Annotated in this window: 13 protein-coding genes; 8 read left to right on the plus strand and 5 right to left on the minus strand. The window is 61.7% G+C overall.

The annotated features are described in order from the left end of the window. Positions 1-203: 203 nt before the first annotated feature. From AC07VV_RS01080 to AC07VV_RS01090, 3 genes are all read left to right on the plus strand, one after another. Positions 204-1601, plus strand: a complete 1398-nt coding sequence (locus AC07VV_RS01080; RefSeq protein WP_495034897.1) for an alkaline phosphatase D family protein — start codon at positions 204-206, stop codon at positions 1599-1601. A gap of 25 nt (positions 1602-1626) precedes the next feature. Further along, entirely contained in the window at positions 1627-2397 is a 771-nt protein-coding gene (locus AC07VV_RS01085; protein ID WP_495034898.1) for a hypothetical protein, read from the plus strand. Between the two features lie 181 nt (positions 2398-2578). After that, the gene (locus AC07VV_RS01090) at positions 2579-4609 is read left to right on the plus strand and encodes a TonB-dependent receptor (protein ID WP_495034899.1); all 2031 of its coding nucleotides are present in this window, start codon (positions 2579-2581) and stop codon (positions 4607-4609) included. A 57-nt stretch (positions 4610-4666) separates the two neighbouring features. Here AC07VV_RS01090 and AC07VV_RS01095 read toward each other — a convergent pair whose 3' ends face one another. Further along, entirely contained in the window at positions 4667-6877 is a 2211-nt protein-coding gene (locus tag AC07VV_RS01095; protein ID WP_495034900.1) for an LTA synthase family protein, read from the minus strand. A gap of 299 nt (positions 6878-7176) precedes the next feature. On the opposite strand from AC07VV_RS01095, the gene AC07VV_RS01100 reads away from it, so the two are divergent. The 4 genes from AC07VV_RS01100 to AC07VV_RS01115 all read left to right on the plus strand — a co-directional run bounded on the left by AC07VV_RS01100 (position 7177) and on the right by AC07VV_RS01115 (position 10192). Beyond that, positions 7177-8196, plus strand: a complete 1020-nt coding sequence (locus AC07VV_RS01100; RefSeq protein WP_495034901.1) for a sterol desaturase family protein — start codon at positions 7177-7179, stop codon at positions 8194-8196. Positions 8197-8376: 180 nt separating this feature from the next. Continuing rightward, the gene (locus AC07VV_RS01105; RefSeq protein WP_495034902.1) at positions 8377-8931 is read left to right on the plus strand and encodes a hypothetical protein; all 555 of its coding nucleotides are present in this window, start codon (positions 8377-8379) and stop codon (positions 8929-8931) included. Between the two features lie 52 nt (positions 8932-8983). Next, positions 8984-9505: a DUF2846 domain-containing protein gene (locus AC07VV_RS01110; RefSeq protein ID WP_495034903.1), complete on the plus strand. Its 522-nt coding sequence runs from the start codon at positions 8984-8986 to the stop codon at positions 9503-9505. Positions 9506-9775: 270 nt separating this feature from the next. After that, positions 9776-10192 (plus strand): organic hydroperoxide resistance protein, encoded by a 417-nt coding sequence (locus AC07VV_RS01115; protein ID WP_495034904.1) that lies wholly within the window; start codon positions 9776-9778, stop codon positions 10190-10192. Positions 10193-10275: 83 nt separating this feature from the next. Here AC07VV_RS01115 and AC07VV_RS01120 read toward each other — a convergent pair whose 3' ends face one another. From AC07VV_RS01120 to AC07VV_RS01135, 4 genes are all read right to left on the minus strand, one after another. Further along, complete coding sequence (locus AC07VV_RS01120) at positions 10276-10755, minus strand: copper chaperone PCu(A)C (RefSeq protein WP_495034905.1); 480 nt, start codon at positions 10753-10755, stop codon at positions 10276-10278. After that, entirely contained in the window at positions 10755-11360 is a 606-nt protein-coding gene (locus AC07VV_RS01125; RefSeq protein WP_495034906.1) for an SCO family protein, read from the minus strand. Before AC07VV_RS01125 ends, AC07VV_RS01120 begins: the two co-directional genes overlap by 1 nt. Positions 11361-11516: 156 nt before the next feature. Then, complete coding sequence (locus AC07VV_RS01130; protein ID WP_495034907.1) at positions 11517-12929, minus strand: efflux transporter outer membrane subunit; 1413 nt, start codon at positions 12927-12929, stop codon at positions 11517-11519. Positions 12930-12991: 62 nt separating this feature from the next. After that, positions 12992-13786 (minus strand): helix-turn-helix transcriptional regulator, encoded by a 795-nt coding sequence (locus tag AC07VV_RS01135; RefSeq protein ID WP_495034908.1) that lies wholly within the window; start codon positions 13784-13786, stop codon positions 12992-12994. A 492-nt stretch (positions 13787-14278) separates the two neighbouring features. Between AC07VV_RS01135 and AC07VV_RS01140 the strand changes: the two genes are divergently transcribed. After that, positions 14279-20689: an amino acid adenylation domain-containing protein gene (locus tag AC07VV_RS01140; protein ID WP_495034909.1), complete on the plus strand. Its 6411-nt coding sequence runs from the start codon at positions 14279-14281 to the stop codon at positions 20687-20689. The last annotated feature ends 185 nt before the right edge of the window (positions 20690-20874 follow it).

Below are 20874 nucleotides of genomic sequence, written 5' to 3' on the forward strand. Positions count from 1 at the left end.
CTTATCAGGTCTTCTGCGGCCGGCTCGTGCCGACTTCGGAGTAGTAAGGCTAGACCCGACTGGGGATGTCAGCTAATAGGCCGACTATTGGTGCCCGATAGGCAAAGTCTTTTACTGGTTGCTTCGAAGGATTTGCTACTACGCTGATATCGGCAAGACGCAGCGCGGTTCGGGACACCCGACGTGATGACCAGGAGGTTCGCATGATGCTCTCTGCCCGTCCTTTGATCGGCCCACCGGGAACATTCCGGGTCTGGGTGGGTGCCTTTGGCTTAGTCAATCCGCCGGTTCCCCGATTCACCATCGACGGTACGCCGGCTGCGACGGTGGGCCCGGCGGTGTTTTTCGAGGTGCGCGACAAGCAGCGCCAGGCCGGTTCCGGCAACAGTCCAGCCAATCATCAGGGTGTCTTCGAGCTGCAATCGCCGGGGCCCGGGGATCATGTGGTGGTTGTCAGCCTGGCGGGAGAAACGTCGTCCGTTCGCTTGCGGGAGATGCCCGCCCGGGTGACCGAATCGTTTGCCGGCGGTTTCACCCTGCTGCTGGCGTCCTGTTATTACCAGAAGAATGACAAAGGCGCGCTCGCCAGCCTGCAATCGCGCCTCAAATCGCGTCCGGACATGGTGTTGCTGGCCGGCGATCAGGTGTACCTGGATTTGCCGCTCCACGAAGACATCCCGGAACAGGAACCGGCGCTCTCGCGCATGTTGGGCGACAAGTACGCGAACCACTGGCTTTCGAGGGAAAAGCAGATCAACGGGCTGGACCCGCTTCTGCAACTGGCTCCCACCGCGTGCATTCCCGACGATCACGAATACTGGAACAACGCGCCGCATTTTTCGCCCTGGCTGCCTTGCACCTATACCGCGCAAAAGCGGCAGATGCTCGTCAGTGCCGGGCGCAATCTGTATGAAGACTTTCAACTGGGTGGTGACCCTGCATCCCATCAGGGCGCGCAGCGAATCGAGGTCGATCCGCTGCGCATGATCCTGCTTGATACCCGTTCGGATCGCGATCCGGGCGGGGGTTACGATGGTCGGTACGGCTTGATGAGCAAGGCCACCGAAAACGATCTGGTGCAGTGGCAAAACGACCTGTTGAATGATCACCGCGCCGGCAAGCTGACCATCGGTGTGCTGGCCGCCGGCCAGACGCTGTTTTCCAAGGCACCGCCCTGGTACTCCGAATGGGCGGACTCGGATCTGCAGAGTTACGCGCAGTTCGGCATCATCCTGCGCGTGCTGCGCACGCTCTGCGAGGCGGGTATTCCGGTGGTGTTCCTCAGTGGCGATGTGCATTACAGCACCATTTCCAAGGCAACCTGGAGCAAGACCGGGCAGGAATGCCTGTTTGAAGTGGTTAGCTCGCCGGTCTGCCAGATTGACGGGCCGCCGACCAAGGCCGACCCACCGGTTACGGATCTGGACGCCAAACGCTTCCAGACGAAATGGATCGACCATTACTCGGGCAACGTCGTGCTGACGATCAATTTTTTGCGCGCAGGTGGCAGTGTCGACATGAACATCACCTTGTACCCGCTGGATGGCGACTACCTGTCGCCTCGCGCTCTGGAGACGATTCGTCTCACCCCTCGGCATTGACCACTTTTGGAATGAGGTACAAGTCATGTTGAAAAATCGCAGTGGAAGCGGACGCAACCCGGAGATCGTCGAGCAGGAGCGCCGTCGAAGTGAAAAGAACGATGGGTGGCTGGAGCGTGCGTTCAAGGACCTCGGCCAGCCGGATCTGAAGAAAACCACGTTGCTAGTGCTGGCCGGGGGCAAGGATCAACTGGCCACGCGGGTGCGCATTGCCCAGTCGGCCCTGCGTAATGACCGGTTGCCGTCCTATTGGTCCGACTGCTTTCTGCTCAAGATCAGAGACGACGGCCTGGAAGGCGCCAAGGTCTTTCATGTGCCTCTGATCCAGCCGGCGAGGCCCTTCGCGACCGAGCGCAACGGTGTGGTGGAGGAAGATCTGGCGTTTCTGTCGGACAGGGACGAATGGCCGAATCTGGCGTTGCTGGCGTTTCCGGTCGATCAGCGCGACGTAGTGTCGAAGCTGAAAAGGTTCATGATCGATCGCAACAGCCTCGATGCCCTGGAACACATTCTCAAATGGCTGGCGTATGCCTGGGGTGTTTCGCGAACCCCCAATCCGGTGCACGAAGACATGGGATTCCCCTCGGCGTGCATGCTGGAGGTAGCGTTTTCCGCCGCTCAACTTGATCTGACGCCGGGCCTGGCTTCAAAGGTTTCCTGCCCCGAAGCGATCTGGAGCACGGCCTGTTACTGGCAGAAGTATTACGAACAAAGCCGCGGCGCTGTGCCTTTGGGACGGTACGTGATCGGGCACACCTACGACATCGATGACGGTAGGCCGAAACGGGGGAAATGACCGGGTGCTCCTTTGGAAGACCCGTGCTTGAGCGGTTGTTGTAAGCATTGAGGCAAGAATCGTGATGGTCATTGGAAATGTTATTGTATAACATAAAAATGATTTCATCTGATCGATGTCACTGACCTGTCCGTGTGGCAGTGGCATCGATCCTTACTTTTCTGCCTTACGGAATTTAGAAATGCCTTCCCGTTTTCCCTCTTTCCAGCCAAGCCTGTTGGCGTCTGTGTTGCTGATCGCATTGCCCGCATTCGCCGCCGAACCCCTCGAACTGCAACCGCAAGTCATCACCGGCAATCCGCTGGGCAGCCAGACCCTGGCTTCGCCCTCGACGGTGTTGAGCGGCGATGAGCTGACGCTGCAGCAGAAGGGCAGCCTGGGCGAAACCCTGAACAAGCAGCCGGGCGTTTCGTCGTCCTACTTCGGGCCGGGTGCCAGTCGCCCGATCATTCGCGGGCAGGACGGCGATCGCATTCGCATCCTGCGCAACGGCGTCGGTGCGCTGGACGCCTCGTCGCTGTCCTACGACCATGCGGTGCCACTGGACCCGGTCAACGTTGAACGCATCGAAATCGTCCGAGGCCCGGCTGCGTTGCTCTACGGCGGCAGTGCCATCGGCGGGGTGGTCAACACCTTCGACAACCGCATCCCGACCGAAGCCATCGACGGTATCCACGGCGCTGGTGAGCTGCGCTACGGCGGCGCCGACACCACCCGCAGCAGCGCGGGAAAACTCGAGGCCGGCAACGGCCAGTTCGCCTTGCACCTGGACGCCAGCGCTCGCGAGTTCAATGACCTGAAGATCCCCGGCTACGCCAAAAGCAGCCGCGAACGGGCGGGCGACGATGGCGATTCCAGCAAGCATCGTCTGGCCAACAGCGACGGTCGTCAGGACGGCGGCGCGGTGGGCGGGTCTTACACTTGGGACGACGGTTATGCGGGGCTGTCGTACAGCAATTACGACTCCAATTACGGCTCGCCGGCCGAAGATGACGTGCGCATTCGCATGCAGCAGGAGCACTACGCGTTCGCCTCGGAAATCCGCAACCTCGACGGCCCGTTCAGCTCGGTCAAGTTCGACGCCGGCTACACCGATTACCAGCACCGTGAAATTGAAGGCGGCGAGGTCGGCACCACGTTCAAGAACAAGGGCTACGAGGCACGGGTCGAAGCCCGGCACCAGCCGTTGGGGCCGTTCAACGGGGTGATCGGTGCGCAGGTCAGTCGCAATGAATTCTCGGCGCTGGGCGAAGAAGCCTTCGTGCCGCAGACCGACACCAACGCCGGTGCACTGTTCGTTCTGGAAGAGCTGCAAGCCACGGATCGCTTGCTGTTCACCCTTGGCGGTCGCCTGGAACACACCACGGTCGACCCGGACGCCAAAGGCAACGAGCGTTTCGCCAATGCCGACCGCTCCAGCAGTTTCACCGCCGGCAGTCTGTCGTCCGGTGCGGTGTACACACTGACGCCAATCTGGTCGGTCGCCGCCACGCTGGGCTACACCGAGCGGGCGCCGACTTTCTACGAGCTGTACGCCAACGGGGCCCACGTCGCGACCGGCACTTATGAAGTCGGGGACGCGGGGCTGTCGAAAGAGAAAGCCGTCTCCAGCGATCTGGCCCTGCGTTTTGACAATGGCACGCACAAGGGCAGCGTGGGTGTGTTCTACAGCCACTTCTCCAATTACATCGGCTTGCTCGGCACCGGGCGCACGCTGAATGACGAAGGAGAAGAAGACGCGGGCGGAATTCCCGAATACGCCTATTCCGGTGTTCGTGCACGCTTCAGCGGTATCGAGGCGCAGGATCACTGGCAGCTCGGCGAGAGTGCCTACGGCAAGTTCGCGCTGGAGCTGTCGGGCGACTACACCCGCGCCAAGAACCTCGACAACGGTCAGGATCTGCCGCGCATTGCGCCACTGCGCCTGAACACCGGACTGCTCTGGGAACTGGATCGCTGGCAGGCGCGGATCGATGTGGAGCACGCCAGCTCCCAGCATCGGGTGCCGGACAATGAAAGCAGCACCGATGGCTACACCACGCTGGGTGCCAATGTGGGGTATCACTTTGACGTCGGCCAGAGCAAATGGCTGGCCTTCGTCAATGCCGAGAACCTGACCAACCAGACTGTGCGCTATGCCAGCTCGATCCTGCGCGACATTGCGCCGGCAGAAGGGCGAAGCATTCAAGTGGGCCTGCGCACCACGTTCTGATCGTTCCCCGCGATCTTGCGCCAGCGTCCCGCGAACCGCGTGACGCTGGCGTCGACATCAGCTCGACTGAGCGGTGTCGTCTTCCGGGAGTTCCTCCCGCAGATCCTGTTGCCCCGGCAGCTCGGTGATCACGCTGAAGTCCGTGACTTCCACTGCACCCAGCCCATAACCCAGCAAATGGAACGAGAAGGCCTTGCGCGGTTGCGGGTTGTCGAAGCTGAAATCCATTTCCAGCGGTTGATCCGCCGTGGCGACCATTTCCGAAGGCAGGCCCAGTTGCACGTCCTGCTCGAATTCCTTGGCCTTGAGCTGGATGTACGCCGCCTGTTGCGGATCCATCGAGCGCACGGTCAGACGCACGCGGGTGTGCGAGCCCTTGGGCATTTCCAGGTATTGCGCGCCGATCAGGTTGTCGGCCCAGTCATCCTTGATCTGCGCTTGCAGCGGGATGATGTTGTCGCTGCCGAACTGATAGCGCTGGTTCAGCGGGGTGCGCAGCAGCGACAGGTCCAGCGCATCGGCGCGGGCCGCAATCTGCCGGGCATTCTGGCCGCTGGCATTGCCCTTGAACGTGGCGCTTTCGGCGATGAAACCTTCGCTAACGTAAGCGCGGCAGCGGCGCGGCATGTCGCATTCGGTCAGGATGCCGTGGCCGTCGTGGTAGCGCAGCTTGCCGTTGGTGAACGACATGATTTCGCGCCCGGTGTCGTAGTCGCGAAACAGCGAACGCCCGCTGAGTGCGGCGGGCACCGGCAGGTCAAAGTAATCGAGGATCGATGCGCTCAAGTCGACATGCCCGTAGACCCCGGCATTCAAGTGCGGCAACTGGGCCTGCTCCGGTGCCAGGGTCAGGTTGAATCCCCAGGACGACGCCAGTCGCACGCCATCGATGCCATGGGATTCGTCCGAGGTGATCACCACCAGCGTGTCTTTCAGTACGCCCTGACGTTCGAGGCCGCTGAGGAACTGGTCCAGTGCGTCGTCCAGATAACCGACGGCGGCCTGTTTCGGCGTGTCGTAGCGTTGCAGGTAGTCTTCCGGCGCCGAGTAGGGCTGATGGGTGCCGACGGTCAGCAGGGTCAGCATCCACGGTTTTTTCTGTTTCTTCAGTTGGCCGACGTAACCCAGTGCGCCTTCGAAGAACGCCTTGTCGTCCTTGCCCCACGGGAATTCCAGATAGTTGGCGTTGGTGAACCACTCCAGGCCATGAGTCGCATCGAAGCCGATGTGCGGCATGATCTTGTCTTTGGCCATGAAGCGCAGGCCGGCGCCTTGCAGGTAGTGAGTGCTGAAACCGTGCTGGCGCAGTTGGGCCGGCAGACAGGCCTGGTTGCGTTCGTTCTGGGTCAGCATTTCCACGCCTTTGGGCGTGCCGTTGTTCAGTTTGTCGTAGTCGCCGCAGAGCATGGCGTACAGGCCGCGAATGGTCTGGTGCGTGTGCAGCACGTAGTCCGGCGTGTTCATGCCGCGTTCGGCCCAGCGACTGAGCTTGGGCATCAGGTCTTCCTGATAATGGCTGCCGATGGCCTCGCGATTGGCGCGGATGTAGGCGCCGGGAATGCCTTCGACGGTGACGATCAGGACATTGCGCGCCTGACCTTTGGCTGCCAGTAACGAGCGACCATTCAAGTCGAGGTCGGTGAGCCCGGCCATCGAGGGCGCTGGTGCTTCGCTGCCACCTTCCAGCCATTCCTCGGCCTGCATCTGCGCGTCGGCGACCTGCGCGGCGAGCAACTGATGCGGCAGGTTGTACAGGCGCCATGGGTCGGCGTCGCTCGGCGAAAGGTTTTGTGCGCCCCAATGGGCGGCGAACAGCAACACCGGTGCCGTCCACGCCGCGCGGGGCAGGGCCGGGGCGGGAGTCGCGCGGTTTGCCCACTGCGTCGCCAGCCACAGCAGCAGGGCCAGCAGCAATGCGCCGGCCACCGCCGGATGGGCAAAACCGCCGCCGGTGGAGTTCTCCACGAATTGCGGGTCGATCAGGTAATGCAGGTCCTGGGGATTGGGCAGGCGCCCGACCGCGCTGACCAGTTCAGCTGTCGCCACCGCCAGCAAGCCCCAGAACACCAGCACCGGCAACCCCAGCCACCACGGCCGGCGATGCAGCAGGACCACCAGCAGGCTGCCGATGGCCAGGTCCGAAAGATAGCCGAACAGGCTCGACCAGCCGAGTGCCGCACGCAGGCACACCGGTACGATCAGTACCAGAAAAACCAGAGAGAGAAGACGGGCGTCGGGGTGCCGAAGCCGTTGAAAAAGAGCGCTCACAAAAAAGACCTTCCAGCCATCAAACCGTCATAAAAGTGTGCGCGATGATACCAAGGGTGGGCTGTCTGATCGCCCTTTTAAACGAGAAGCTGATCCGCTGTCGAACGGCTGTGCGATCACGGCGAAATGCCTGAGGCCCAGACCTGCGTTCATGTCAGGGGTGGCGGAAGGCTTTTTCCGGCGTACCGGAGCAGGGGATTAATTGTTTCAGGCTGTTTATTGCGCCTTTGATCCCTTTCGGCTGCATTTGCGAAACGTTGCGATTTACAATGCCCGACCTCTGATGGAGACCTGCCTCCGTGGATGTCCTCACGCAACTCAACGCGTATCTGCACCGACTGCTGATCGAGCCGGTCGCCGAGCAGTTCTTCGGCCTGTTCGATCTGAACGGTCGTATCGGCGTGGCGTTTATCTTCACGTCCTATTGCGTGGCCTATGGTCTGTTCCGCTACAGAAAATCCCGAGGCCTGACCGAGGCCCCAACCTTCTGGCAGTTCCTCGGCGGCGGTCGCGTGCATGGGCATCGCTCGGCGTGGCTGGATTATCGCTACTACTTCATCAAGGGCATTCTGCGGGTCGCGCTGGTGTTGCCGGTCGTGGCGCTGGTCGATCCGCATATCCTGCGCTCTGGCGACTACGTGCAGTTTTTCACCCGGCTCTGGGGCGCCCGCGAACAGGTCTCGGATCACCCCTCGATCGCGTTGTTCTATGGCCTCGGCGTATTTGTGTTCAGGGACTTCCTGCACTACTGGATTCACCGCGCCTTTCATTCCCGTTTTCTGTGGGAATTTCATAAGGTCCATCATTCGGCACCGGTGCTGGTGCCGGCCACCGCCAGCCGCATTCACATCGTCGAATCGATCTTCGAACGAATCGTCATCACCGCCGGCCTTGGCGCTTTTGCCGGCGTGGTCTGGTATGCCTGTGGCGGGGAAGTCAGTCGCTACACGCTGTTCGGTGTGACCTGGCTGGCACTGATCATCAACAGCCTGGGGGCCAATCTGCGGCACAGCCATGTCTGGCTGTCGTTCGGGCCGTCGGTGGAACACGTGCTCAACAGCCCGGCCCAGCACCAGATCCACCATAGCGACGCGCCGCGGCATTTCAACAAGAATTTCGCGATCAACCTGTCGCTGTGGGACTGGATGTTCGGCACGTTGTACGTCACCACCTCGACCCCGGAAAAACTGCGTTTCGGCACGGGAGAACAGGACGGCGAACGTTACCTGACACTGCACGGCCTGATCATCCTGCCCTTTGCTGAGGTGGCGCGACTTGTTCTTCCCCTGACGGTGAAACGCAGGTTACGCATGCTCTGAAGGGGCGAAGAGGGACGTTGATCGAAAGCCGAAATATTCAAGGTTGCTGTTCTTTGGACGATACCTGTGACCAATGTGCGCCGGATCAATTAGGTCGGTGCACCTTTTGGATCAACTGGTCGTCATGGGAACAACATGCCAAGGAATATCTGCTGCAACTTTGCCGGGTGGGGAGCGATATTGTTCTGCATCGTATTTTTGAACGGGTGCACGACGGCACGCTTTGACGGAAGCCGGGCGCCCGATCCTGCCAAGGCGTTGATCGTGGGCTCGATTACCGAAGGTTATCTCACGCAGCCTCATGGATTGATTGTCAATATCCGACAGCTTGACGAGCCCGGGGCAAGCATCGAGTTGAGGACGCTCAACAACGACGACGATCAACCGTCGCGCAACCTGCTGGGCAATCTGTTCATGTACGAAGTGCCGCCCGGCCGGTATGAATTTACCGACTGGCGCTATCAGTTCTACTTCGGCCGTGCCGTTGCACGCCCGTCTCCTGTCGTGTTCCACGTGAAGGCAGGGCAGACGCTCTACATCGGGGATCTGTACGCCAATGCCCTGACTTACTGCCTGTCCAACGTGAACAATGATGGCGAGACAGTAGAAGCCCTGAAGCGCAAATACCCGATGCTCGCTAAACGGACGATCACCAATCTGACCGCCGAAAGTGCTTTCGCGCCATGGCCCAACTCGGATGCCGAAGACAACGGCAAGGGACTCTGCAGGTTTTGAAGCGCGCTGTGCAACAGCGCTGTACGTGTCTTCGTTAAGGGATTGAACAATCATGAAATGCTTTACGCTGATCCGGGCTTGTCTGCTCGCCACCCTGACTTTGCTGAACGGGTGCAGTACCGGGCCTGACCTCAAGGGCCAACCTTTCTTCACCGCCCCTGATCCGGCGCAGCCGGGTCAGGCAACGTTGTACTTTTACAGGCCTGCCGCGAGCGTCGCCTACTTTGTGACAGCCACCATTGAACTCAATGACAAAGTGGTTGGGGTTTTGCCGTCCGGGGGCTATTTCAAGACCCTGGTTCCTGCCGGTCGTTATCGAGTCGAGTCGACGTCGCCCTCGATAGGCAGTGGCAAAGCGGACACGCGTTTTGATCTCGATGTTGAAAACGGCAAGGTTTATTTCATCGCTGACCAGACCAGTCTTTCGGAGTTCAATGATGCTCATACGGTGGGGGAGGTGAATGATGCTCGCTACTCGGGCGCCCATTACTATTTCCGCTATGCACTTCTGCCCGAGGAGCAGGCGCTGCGCACGATCAAGTGGTGTCAGCAGGTGCCTGAAGCCGCTCGATGAGGCCTGACTGGCGCTCTCACTGAGGTCATCCTGAAAGAAAACGGCCCCCTGAAGGGGCCGTTTTCTTTTCGGTTCAGTCCCGGCCATCGTCGAAATCGCGCTCGATAGTGATCCTGGCCGATCATTATTCGACAAGCCGACCGCCATACGTCCGTTGCTCAAGTGAACCGAAAACCCCCGTCTATAGTGACAAGGCTGTGCGAAACGGGTGGCGCATCCATACCTTGAAGGGGGGCGCCGAGAAGACAGGTTGTCTATCAGGAGATCGCCATGAGCCAGATCGAAAAAGTCCTCTACACCGCAAAGACCCACACCACCGGCGGACGTGACGGGGCGTCGCGCAGTTCCGACGGGATTCTCGACGTCAAACTGTCGTCCCCCGGCACCAACGGCGGTGGGACCAATCCGGAACAACTGTTCGCTGCCGGCTGGTCGGCGTGCTTCATCGGCGCGATGAAAGCGGTGGCGGGGCAACAGAAAATCAGCCTGCCAGGGGACCTTGCGGTGGATGCCGAAGTAGACCTGGGTACCAACTCGGGAGGGTATCTGTTGCAGGCGCGACTCAATGTGAGCCTGCCAGGCATGGAACGCGGCGCGGCGCAGCAACTGGTGGATGCGGCGCATCAGGTGTGCCCGTACTCCAAGGCCACGCGCAACAATATCGAAGTCGAGTTGAAACTGGTCTGACATCCAGATGCAAACGGGGCGGCATGATCGTCGATCAGGCCGCCCCGTTTGTTTTTTGAAGCCGTAAATCTGTCAGTCAGCGATCAATGCATCTTGCTGTGATCGTGGCCTTCCATGTTGGTCAGCGAGCGCACCGGCGCCTGGACTTCAATGGCCTGTTTCTCGCCCTTGGCGTTTTCCACGGTCAGGGTCAGCGGCACGTTGTCGCCTTCCTTCAGTTGACCCTTCAGGCCCATCAGCATCACGTGGTAGCCGTTCGGATCGAACTTCACAGCCTTGCCGGCCGGCAGGTCGACCGAGTTGACCGGGCCCATGCTCATCACGTCGTTCTTCATGGTCATTTCGTGAATCTGCACGTCCTTGGCCACCGGCGATGCAACGCTCAGCAGTTTGCTGTCGCTGTCGGCGGTGACGGTCATGAACGCGCCGCTGGCCGACTGGTTTGGCACGGTTGCACGGACCCAGGCGTCATCGACCTTGGTCTGCGCCGAAACCTGGAAAGCCAGGCCCAGCAGGGACAGGCCCAGTGCGGCACGTTTGATGTTGTTCAGAAAAGGGTTCATCAGCAGACCTCCATGACGGTAAGCAAGTCTTCCGTACACTCTTGTGCAGAAAGCGATTGGGACAGACCCACGCGCAGGTTGCCGCGGGTGTCGTAGACATAACTGGTAGACGTGTGCGACAGGGTGTAAGTGTCGCCGGCAGGGACTTTTTCGTAGAAGACGTCGAATTCCTTGGCGGTGGCCTTGGTTTCCTCGAGGGTGCCGTACAGGGCGACGAAGCTCGGGTCGAAGGTCTTGACGTAGGCGTCGAGGATTTCGGGTGTGTCGCGCTCCGGGTCGAGGGTGATGAACACCACTTGCAGGATGTCGCCATCCTTGCCCATCAGCTTCTTGATTTTTGCCGCGCGGGCCAGGGTCGTCGGGCAGACGGCCGGGCACTGGGTGAAACCGAAGAAGATCATCGGCATCAGGCCGCGAAAGCTCGACAGCGATACGGTGTTGCCTTCGGTGTCCTTGAGCTTGAAGGTGCGTCCGAGGATCTTGTCACTCAGATCCTTGCCGTACTTGTACGACAGTTGGCCGCGGGTGTCGCAACCGGCGAGCAGGCCCAGACCGAGCACGCCCATTCCCGCAAGCACCTTGCGGCGAGTCAACAAAGCCGTCATCTAATACCGCCTTTTGCAGCCCGCCGGTCAGCAAGACAGGCGGGGGGTTAACCGTAAAAGCGGCGCATGATACCAAAATGAACCGCCAGGTCGGTTTTTGATCACCCACCAATGTCGGATCGGGCGACAAAAGGTGTAAGAAAACATGACCTGCGGTTATTGCAGCGACGGTTCAACCGGGCTCCAGCTACCGCCCAGCGCGGTGTAAAGGTTCACCTGAGCGACCAGTTGCGCCAATCGGTCAGTGATCAGCCCTTGCTGGGAACTGAACAGCGAACGCTGGGCATCGAGGAACGTCAGGCTGCTGTCGACGCCGGTCTGATAGCGGTGCTGCGCCATGTCGTAATAGTCCTGGGTCGCCTGCACCAGATCACGCTGGGCCTGGAGTTGTTGCTGGTAGGTCTGGCGCGCCGCGAGTCCGTCGGACACTTCCTGGAAGGCGGTCTGAATGGTCTTTTCGTACTCGGCGACGCTGATGTCCTTCTGCAATTTCGCGTAGTCCAGACTGGCGCGCAGGCTGCCGGCATTGAAGATCGGCAGATTGATCTGCGGCTGGAACGTCCAGGCCCCGGAGCCACCCTTGAACAGCCCCGACAGGTCGCGACTGGACGTGCCGGCGTTGGCGGTCAGGCTGACACTGGGAAAGAACGCCGCCCGGGCCGCGCCGATATTGGCATTGGCAGCCTTGAGCTTGTATTCGGCCTGGAGAATGTCCGGCCGGCGCTGCAGCAGATCCGACGGCAACCCGGCCGGCACTTGCGCCACCAGATCACTGTCCAGCGGACGGGCCGGCAGGGTTTCGGAGACTGGCGCGCCGACCAGCAGTGTCAGGCTGTTCAAGTCCTGGGCGACCTGGCGTTGATAGCGGGCGAGGCTGGCGCGGGTGCTGTCGACGCTGGTCTGCGCCTGGATCTGATCCAGCGCCGAGGACTTGCCGGCCTCGCGGTTGCGCGTGGTCAGGCGCAGGCTTTTTTCGTCGGCGGCGAGGGTTTCGCGGGCGAGGGCCAGTAGCTCCTGGTCGGCGCGCCAGGTCAGGTACGCATTGGCGACGTTCGCCACCAGGCTCAATTGCGCACTGCGTCGGGCCTCTTCGGTGGCCAGCCAGCTCATCAACGCCTGATCACTGAGGCTGCGTACCCGGCCGAAGAAATCCAGCTCGTAGGCGCTGATGCCAAGGTTGGCGGAGTAGGTCGAGGTGATCGCCGCTTTGGTTTTGGTCACGCTCGCCGGCACCCGCTGGCGCAGTTCGTTGGCATTGGCCGAGACCGCCGGAAGCAGATCGGCGCGCTGAATGCGGTACTTCGCCTGGAATGCCTCGACGTTCAGCGCGGCGACCCGCAAGTCGCGGTTATTGACCAGCGCGCTTTCAATCAACTGTTGCAACGCCGGGTCATTGAACAATCCGCGCCAGTCCTCGACCGCGCTGGTGGCCTGGGTTGGCGCAGGGTAGGCGGGGCCTTTTGGATACTGCGCCGCACTGGGCGACGCGGGCTGCTGGTAGTCGGGAATCAGCGAGCAGCCGCCCATCAGCAACGCCATGGACAGCAGGGAGATCGGCAACCTGGACATCAAACAGCCTCGTTCACGAATGAGAGCGGGCGCCGGGCGCCCATGATGAGAGAAACGCCGGATCAGGCCCCGGCCATCCATTTCGCCAGACCGTGACGACCACTGACCCCGAGCTTGGCGGCCGCGCGCTTGAGGTAGGTCTCGACCGAACTGTTCTTGACTCGCAACCGCTCGGCCATCTGCGGCACGGTGCCGCCGGTCAACAAGCCCAGGCAGACTTCCTTCTCGCGCACTGACAGGGTGATGTCGCCCAGTGCCAGGCGTTCGTCGAACACCTGTTGCAACGGTGTCTGCTCCTGATCGGCCTGGAGTGGGCGCGGTTGTCGGGCGACGATTTGCCGACGGATCTGCGCGTGACGCTCGATCAACGGCAGCAGGGTGTCGGACAGGCTTTTGAGAAACGACAGTTCCGGCAGGGAAAACACCCGGTGCGTGTGAGGGCGACAGAACGAGATGACACAGCGGCGGTTGGAGGTGCGTGACACCAGATTGCACTGATGGACGCTGTGGTGCGGGTGTCGTTGCTGCAGCGAGGCTTTGAGTTGAATCAGCAGCGAGTCATTCATCTCGATCATCTTCTGCAACAGCGGATGATCGTCCTGGCATTGCAGCGGATCCGGGGGCGGGAAGGTATCCGGCAAACCGGCGCTGCCCAATGCCTTGATCTCGACCACGCTGGCCTCGCGCTCGTCGAGTGTCCATTCGCTGAGATCCACCCGGTTGACCGGCACCAGGGTGTCGACCAACTGAAACATGTTCGTGGCGAAACGCTCGTTCCCCGTGCTGGCGATCAACTCGCCCAGCTGCCAATAGAAGTGCGGGTTGTCCATGTTGCGAAGACTGCCGGTCAGATTCATATCCTTGTCATCCTTGATTTAAAGCCATTGCCGAATCCTCTGCCGTGCATGCACCTGTGAAGCCGCCACCCAATCATTTCTCCTTGAAATCGATCTGGAGCGGGATTTAATCCTATGCATTTGTCCTACGTCTGTAGGGGAAAACGGGGACACAAAGTGCCACTATTTCCGGATTAATGGCGCCACGTTTCTGTCAGTCCAGGGGTGGCAGGCATGTAGGACGTGACTGTACGGTCTAGTGAGAACCCCGAAAACCGGGGTTCAGAGCGCCGTTTCCCACCATTGCGAAGTCGTAGTCAGCGCAGGTGGATGGCGATTGTCCTACAGGATTTTCAGTCATTTCTTTCCGAACTTTTGGAGGGATGGCCGGCCAGTCGAGGCCTGTCAGCCCGCAGGGCAGGGCAAAGAGGGGGGAGTTGTCCGGGTTTCACGTGTCATGCGGGTTTCGGGGCCGATGCTTGAATACGCGCCAAATCACATGAGACGGATCTTATGAACCAATTTGCTGCCGATGCGGCGGACGGTCTGTCCGCGATTTCCGAGACCTTCCCGCTGACTGCCGCCCAGAGCGACATCTGGCTCGATCAACTGCGTCAGGGGGATTCACCGCTGTACAACATCGGTGGCTACGTCGAGCTGACCGGCCCACTGGATCCGGCGCTGATGCAGGCGGCCCTCGAAGGTCTCGTGGCCCGGCATGACGCCATGCGCACGATTCTGTTGCCGGGCGCCGGCCAGCATGGCTTGCCGCTGCAGCGCTTTGCGCGATCCTTGCCGGCCCCGATGCCGATCCATGACGTTTGCGCGCAGCCCGATCCACAGTCCGCAGCGCGCAGGCTGATTCAGGAGCGCATCCAGCAACCGTTCACGCTGGATGGCGGGCCGTTGTTCCGGTTCCTCCTGATCCGTCTCGATGCCGATCATCATTGGCTGTCGATCCTCGCCCATCACCTGATCGTCGACGGCTGGGGTTTCGGCGAGATGCTCAAGTCACTGGACGAGATCTATAACGCGCTGGCGCTTGGGCAACAGCCGCCGGACTCGGCACCGTCCTATGTTGATTTCATCCATGACGATGCGCGTTATTACGAGTCGGCACGCTATACCCACGACCGGGCGTACTGGCTGGACAAGTACCGCGACCTTCCCGAGCCGTTATTGCTGCCCCGATATCAGGAGCGCTTTGCCGGTGCCCTGGCCCCGACCCGGATTTTCTCCCAGGCCTTTCCCGCACGGCTGCACGAACGCATGAAACACGTGGCCCGCGAATACAGCGGGTCGGCGTTCCATGTGTTGCTGGCAGCCTTGCACGTGTATTTCAGTCGTACCGCCCAGCGTGACGAATGGGTGGTGGGCGTGCCGCTGCTCAACCGTTCCGGCGCCCGGTTCAAGTCCACGCTCGGGCTGTTCACTCAGGTCAGCGCGGTGCGGATGGGGTTCGGCCGGGCGTTGTCGTTCGGTCAATTGATCACGGCGATCCGCGACGAACTGAAGCGTGATTTCCGTCATCAGCGTTTTCCGCTGAGCGAAATGAATCGTGCATTGGGCCTGCTGCGCGAGGATCGCTCCCAGTTGTTCGAACTGACGGTGTCCTACGAGCAGGATGTGCACGAATACCGCTACGGCGACGCTCAGGCGCGGGTCATCAAGGTCTCGAACCATGAAGAGGGCACGCCGCTGGCGGTGCATTTGCTCAGCACCCTCAACAACGACAAAGACAGTTTGTACATGGTCTACAACGAAGCCTATTTTGGCGCCGATGAGATCGAAGCGCTGTCCGGGCGCCTGTTGCTGGTGCTGGAGCAGGGCCTGGAGAATGTTGACCTGGCGCTGGACGATTTCTGCCTGAGCCTGCCAGCCGAATCGGCGTTGCTGCAGCAGTGGAATGACACGCGCGCGGACTACCCCAACGAGCTGACCATCCATCAGCGCATCGAAGCGCAAGCGGCGGCGCGGCCAGAGGCGGTGGCCGCAGAGTTTCAGGGACAACGGCTGACCTATGTCGAGCTGAACCGTAAGGCCAACGCCCTGGCTCATCACTTGATCGGGCTCGGTGTACGGCCCGATGACCGCGTGGCGCTGGTCGCTCGCCGAGGGCTGGACACGCTGGTCGCGCTGTTGGCGATCCTCAAGTCCGGCGCCGGTTACGTACCGGTTGATCCGGCCCATCCGGCGGAACGCTTGAGCTATTTATTGAGCGACAGCGCTCCGGTCGTGGTTCTGACCCAGCGCGATCTGCGCGTACGCTTGCCGGTGCTGGACGTGCCGGTGATCGAAATCGACCCGCGCTCTTGGCCGGTCAACGATCTCAACCCCGAGGTCTCGGGCCTGACCACCGCGCATCTGGCCTACGTGATCTACACCTCCGGTTCCACCGGCCAGCCCAAAGGCGTGATGGTCGAACATCAGACCCTGTCGAATCTGGTCGACTGGCATTGCACGGCTTTCGATCTGGGCGCCGGACGTCACACCTCGAGCCTCGCCGGCTTCGGTTTCGACGCCATGGCTTGGGAAGTCTGGCCCGCACTGTGTGCCGGCGCGACCCTGCACCTGGCGCCGTCCCGCGACGGCGGCGAAGACATCGACGCGTTGCTCGACTGGTGGCGTGCGCAACCGCTGGACGTGAGCTTCCTGCCAACGCCGATTGCCGAATACGCCTTCAGCCGCCACCTCGAACATCCGACTCTGCGCACGCTGCTGATCGGCGGTGATCGCCTGCGGCAGTTCAATCGCGAGCAGACGTTCGCGGTAATCAACAACTACGGCCCGACCGAAGCGACGGTGGTCGCCACCTCGGGCCGAATCGAACCGGGACGGACGCTGCACATCGGCAAACCCGTGAGCAATGCCACGACCTATCTGCTGGATGACCGACAGCGTCCGGTACCGATTGGTGTGGCCGGTGAGCTGTACGTCGGTGGCGCCGGGGTGGCGCGGGGTTACTTCAACCGGCCGGAGCTGACCGCCGAGCGCTTTCTCGACGACCCGTTCAGCTCCCGCCCCAACGCGCGCATGTACCGTACCGGCGACCTCGCACGCTGGCGCCCGGACGGCAACATCGAATACCTGGGCCGCAACGACGATCAGGTGAAAATCCGTGGTGTGCGCATCGAACCCGGCGAAATCGAAGCGGCGTTGAGCAGCCATGAATCCGTGCGCGATGCGGTGGTGCAGGTGCGCGACGGGCAGTTATTGGCCTGGTTCACCGAAAAACAACCGCTGGACATCACGCAACTGCATGCCCATCTGCAAACCCGTCTACCCAGCGCAATGCTGCCGTCGGCGTACGTGCGCCTGGCGGTGTTGCCGCTGACAGCCAACGGCAAGCTGGATCGCCAGGCGTTGCCGGCGCCGGGGCCGGAGGCGTTGATCCGCCGCGAATATGAGGCCCCGCAAGGCGACGTCGAAATTCTGCTGGCTCAGATCTGGGCCGAGGTGCTGCAAGTCGAAAAGGTCGGGCGTCACGATCACTTCTTCGAACTGGGCGGGCATTCCTTGCTGGCGGTCAACCTGATCGAGCGCATGCGTCAGCTCGGCATGAGCAGTGATGTGCGCGTGCTGTTCGGCCAGCCGACGCTGGCAGCACTGGCCGCGTCGGTGGGCAGTGGTCGCGAAGTTGAAGTGCCGGCCAACCGCATCCCGTCGGGTTGCACGCAGATCACTCCGGACCTGTTGCCATTGGTGCAACTGGATCAGGCCACCCTCGACCGGATCATCGCCACCGTGCCGGGCGGGGCGGTCAACGTGCAGGACATTTATCCGCTGGCGCCGTTGCAGGAAGGCATCCTTTATCACCACATCACCGCCGCGCAGGGTGATCCGTACCTGCTGCAATCGCAGCTGGCGTTCGACAGTGTCGAGCGGGTCGAGGCCTATGCGGCGGCGTTGCGTCAGGTCATGGCGCGGCACGACATTCTGCGCACCGCCGTGGTCTGGGAAGGTTTGACCACTCCGGTGCAAGTGGTCTGGCGCGAGGCTGAACTGCCGGTGCAGGAAATCACCCTCGATCCGGCCGGGGGCGATGTCCTCGCGCAACTGCATGAGCGTTTCGATGCCCGGCGTTATCGCATCGACGTCAGCCAGGCGCCGCTGATCCGGCTGATGTATGCGCGCGACCCGGCCCACGGGCGGATCGTGGCGATTCTGTTGTTCCATCACCTGGCGCTGGATCACATCGCGCTGGAAGTCTTGCGCCATGAAATGCGCGCCAATCTGCTGGGGCTGAGTGAACCGTTGCCGCCGGCGGTGCCGTATCGCAACTACGTGGCGCAGACCCGACTGGGCGTCAGCGAGCAAGAACACGAAGCGTTTTTCCGCGAGATGCTCGCCGACATCGACGAGCCGACCCTGCCGTTCGGTTTGCAGGATGTACAGGGCGACGGTCGCGGCATCGACGAAGCCGTGCGAACGCTTGCGCCTGAACTGGACCGCCGCTTGCGCCTTCAGGCGCGGCAGGCAGGCGTCAGCGTGGCCAGCCTGATTCACCTGGCCTGGGCGCAGGTGCTGGCGGCGACGTCGGGGCAGGATCAGGTGGTGTTCGGCAGCGTTTTTATGGGCCGTATGCAGGGCGGCGAGGGCGCGGACCGGGCGCTCGGGGTGTTCATCAACACCTTGCCGTTGCGGGTGGACATGGATCGAGGCGTGCGCGATGCAGTGCTGCTCACCCACGCCCGACTGACTGACTTGCTCGGGCACGAACATGCGTCACTGGCGCTGGCCCAGCGTTGCAGCGGGGTCGCGTCACCGGCGCCGCTGTTCAGTGCGTTGCTCAACTATCGACACACTGACTTTGAGGCGCAGGAAGAGGCGTCGGACCAAGCCTGGCAAGGCATCCAGACTCTGGAGAACGAAGAACGCACCAACTACCCGATGACCTTGAGCGTCGATGATCTGGGCAGTGCCTTGCAGATCACCACGCGGACCCTGATGAGCATCGGTGCGCAGCGCATCGGCGACTATGTGCAGACCGCGTTGCAGAAACTGGTCGATGCTCTTGAGCAGACACCACAACAGCCGCTGAATAGCTTGCCGATTCTGCCGGCGGCGGAGCTTGAACAACTGCTGGTCGAGTTCAATGCCAGCGAAGTCGATTGTCCGCTCGACCAGCCGCTTCAGGTGTTGTTCGAACAGCAAGCGCAGCGCAGACCCGACGCCATCGCCTTGCAGGCCGGGGAGCAACAGCTGACGTATCGCCAATTGAACGAGCAGGCCAACCGTCTGGCGCATCATCTACGCGAGCACGGCGTGCAGCCCGATTCTCGGGTGGCGATCTGCGTCGAACGCAGTCTGGATCTGATAATCGGTCTGCTCGGCATTCTCAAGGCCGGTGGTGCTTACGTGCCGCTGGACCCGGACTATCCGCTGGAACGCCTGCATTACATGTTGCAGGACAGCGCGCCGGTCGCGGTGCTGGTGCATGAAGCCACCCGCAATCTGTTGGGCGATCCGGGTGTGCCGGTCATCGATTTCGACCGTTGCACCTGGCAGGAGGCATCGGTCGAAAATCTGCAAGTACCGGGTTTGGGCGCTGCGAACCTGGCCTACATGATCTACACCTCGGGCTCCACCGGCACGCCGAAGGGCGTGATGATCGAGCATCGCAGTGCCTGCAACATGGTGCACTGGGGCTCGCAGATCAGCCCGCCGACCGGGCACGGCGCGCTGTTGCAGAAGGCGCCGTTCAGCTTCGACAGTTCGGTGTGGGAGATTTTCTGGCCGCTGTGTTCCGGCCTGCGGCTGGTGCTGGCGCGTCCCGACGGCAACCGCGATTCGGCCTATGTGACCCAGGTGATTCGCGAACGGCAGATCACCGTGGTCAAGTTCGTGCCGGCGCTGCTGCAACAGTTCATCGAACAGGACGATGTCAGCCAGTGCACCAGCCTGACCGACGTGCTCAACGGTGGCGGTGAGCTGACCGCCGCACTGGCCCGGCGTGTCCGCGAGCGCCTGCCATGGGTGCGTCTGCACAACGTCTACGGGCCGACCGAAACCACGGTCGACAGCACCGGCTGGACGCTGGAACCCGATCAATCGGTGCCGGAGGCCGTGGTGCCAATCGGCAAGGCACTGAGCAACACCCGGCTCTATGTGTTGGATGCCCACGACCAACCGGTGCCATTCGGTGTCAGCGGTCACCTGCACATCGGCGGGGTCGGGGTTGCGCGGGGTTATCTGGGACTGCCGGACATGCAGGCCGAGCGCTTCATCGACAGCCCGTTCGTGGCCGGTGATCGTCTGTACCGCACCGGCGATCTGGTGCGCTACCGGGCGGATGGCAACCTCGAATTCCTCGGGCGCAACGACTTCCAGGTCAAGCTGCGTGGCCTGCGTCTGGAACCGGGGGAAATCGAAGCGCGGCTGATCGAGCATCCAGCGGTGCGTGAAGCGGTGGTGCTGGTGCGGGATGAGCGACTGGTGGCGTATTTCACCGTGCGTGAAGGCTTCGACGCGCCCAGCATCGAAACCTTGCGCGCCCATGTGCTTGAGCGCTTGCCGGAGTACATGGCGCCGGGCGCTTACGTGAAGCTCGATGCGTTGCCCCTCACTCCCAACGACAAGGTCGATCGCAAGGCCTTGCCGGCACCGGGGGCAGAAGCGGTGCTCAGTCGTCGTTACGAGGCGCCCGAAGGGGAGCTCGAGATCAGGCTGGCGCAGATCTGGGCCGAGGTGCTGCAACTGGAGCAGGTCGGGCGCAACGATCATTTCTTCGAACTCGGCGGGCATTCGTTGCTGGCGGTCAGTCTGGTGGCGCGCATGCGTCAGGCCGGGCTGCACGTCGATGCCCGGACGCTGTTCAGCCAACCGACCCTGGCCGCGCTGGCGGCTCAGACTTCGGCGCAGGCAAAACAGGTGGAAGTCCCTCAAACCACCATACCGACGCTCAACCGCAAACGTCGGCTCTGAGCCGACATCGGCGTCGATTCGCGGTTCCCGCGGATCGACGCCATGACTGGCCGGTCACGGGTCTTGTCCCCGCTTCCCATGTCAGACACCCAAGCCCCGATGTTTTAGCTTTTCCGGGCTGCGCGTGGCCGCACGGATTCGCCGCTGCGCGCTCCTTTTCCCCGAATTTACAGCAGGTTACCCCC

The sequence above is a fragment of the Pseudomonas sp. GW821-FHT02C04 genome, from assembly GCF_059421845.1.

Excerpts from the sequence above, each read along its gene's own strand:
- AC07VV_RS01080 (WP_495034897.1), top strand. The coding sequence starts at position 204 with ATGATGCTCTCTGCCCGTCCTTTGATCGGCCCACCGGGAACATTCCGG.
- AC07VV_RS01085 (WP_495034898.1), top strand. The coding sequence starts at position 1,627 with ATGTTGAAAAATCGCAGTGGAAGCGGACGCAACCCGGAGATCGTCGAG.
- AC07VV_RS01090 (WP_495034899.1), top strand. The coding sequence starts at position 2,579 with ATGCCTTCCCGTTTTCCCTCTTTCCAGCCAAGCCTGTTGGCGTCTGTG.
- AC07VV_RS01110 (WP_495034903.1), top strand. The coding sequence starts at position 8,984 with ATGAAATGCTTTACGCTGATCCGGGCTTGTCTGCTCGCCACCCTGACT.
- AC07VV_RS01115 (WP_495034904.1), top strand. The coding sequence starts at position 9,776 with ATGAGCCAGATCGAAAAAGTCCTCTACACCGCAAAGACCCACACCACC.
- AC07VV_RS01120 (WP_495034905.1), bottom strand. The coding sequence starts at position 10,755 with ATGAACCCTTTTCTGAACAACATCAAACGTGCCGCACTGGGCCTGTCC.
- AC07VV_RS01125 (WP_495034906.1), bottom strand. The coding sequence starts at position 11,360 with ATGACGGCTTTGTTGACTCGCCGCAAGGTGCTTGCGGGAATGGGCGTG.
- AC07VV_RS01130 (WP_495034907.1), bottom strand. The coding sequence starts at position 12,929 with ATGTCCAGGTTGCCGATCTCCCTGCTGTCCATGGCGTTGCTGATGGGC.
- AC07VV_RS01135 (WP_495034908.1), bottom strand. The coding sequence starts at position 13,786 with ATGAATCTGACCGGCAGTCTTCGCAACATGGACAACCCGCACTTCTAT.
- AC07VV_RS01140 (WP_495034909.1), top strand. The coding sequence starts at position 14,279 with ATGAACCAATTTGCTGCCGATGCGGCGGACGGTCTGTCCGCGATTTCC.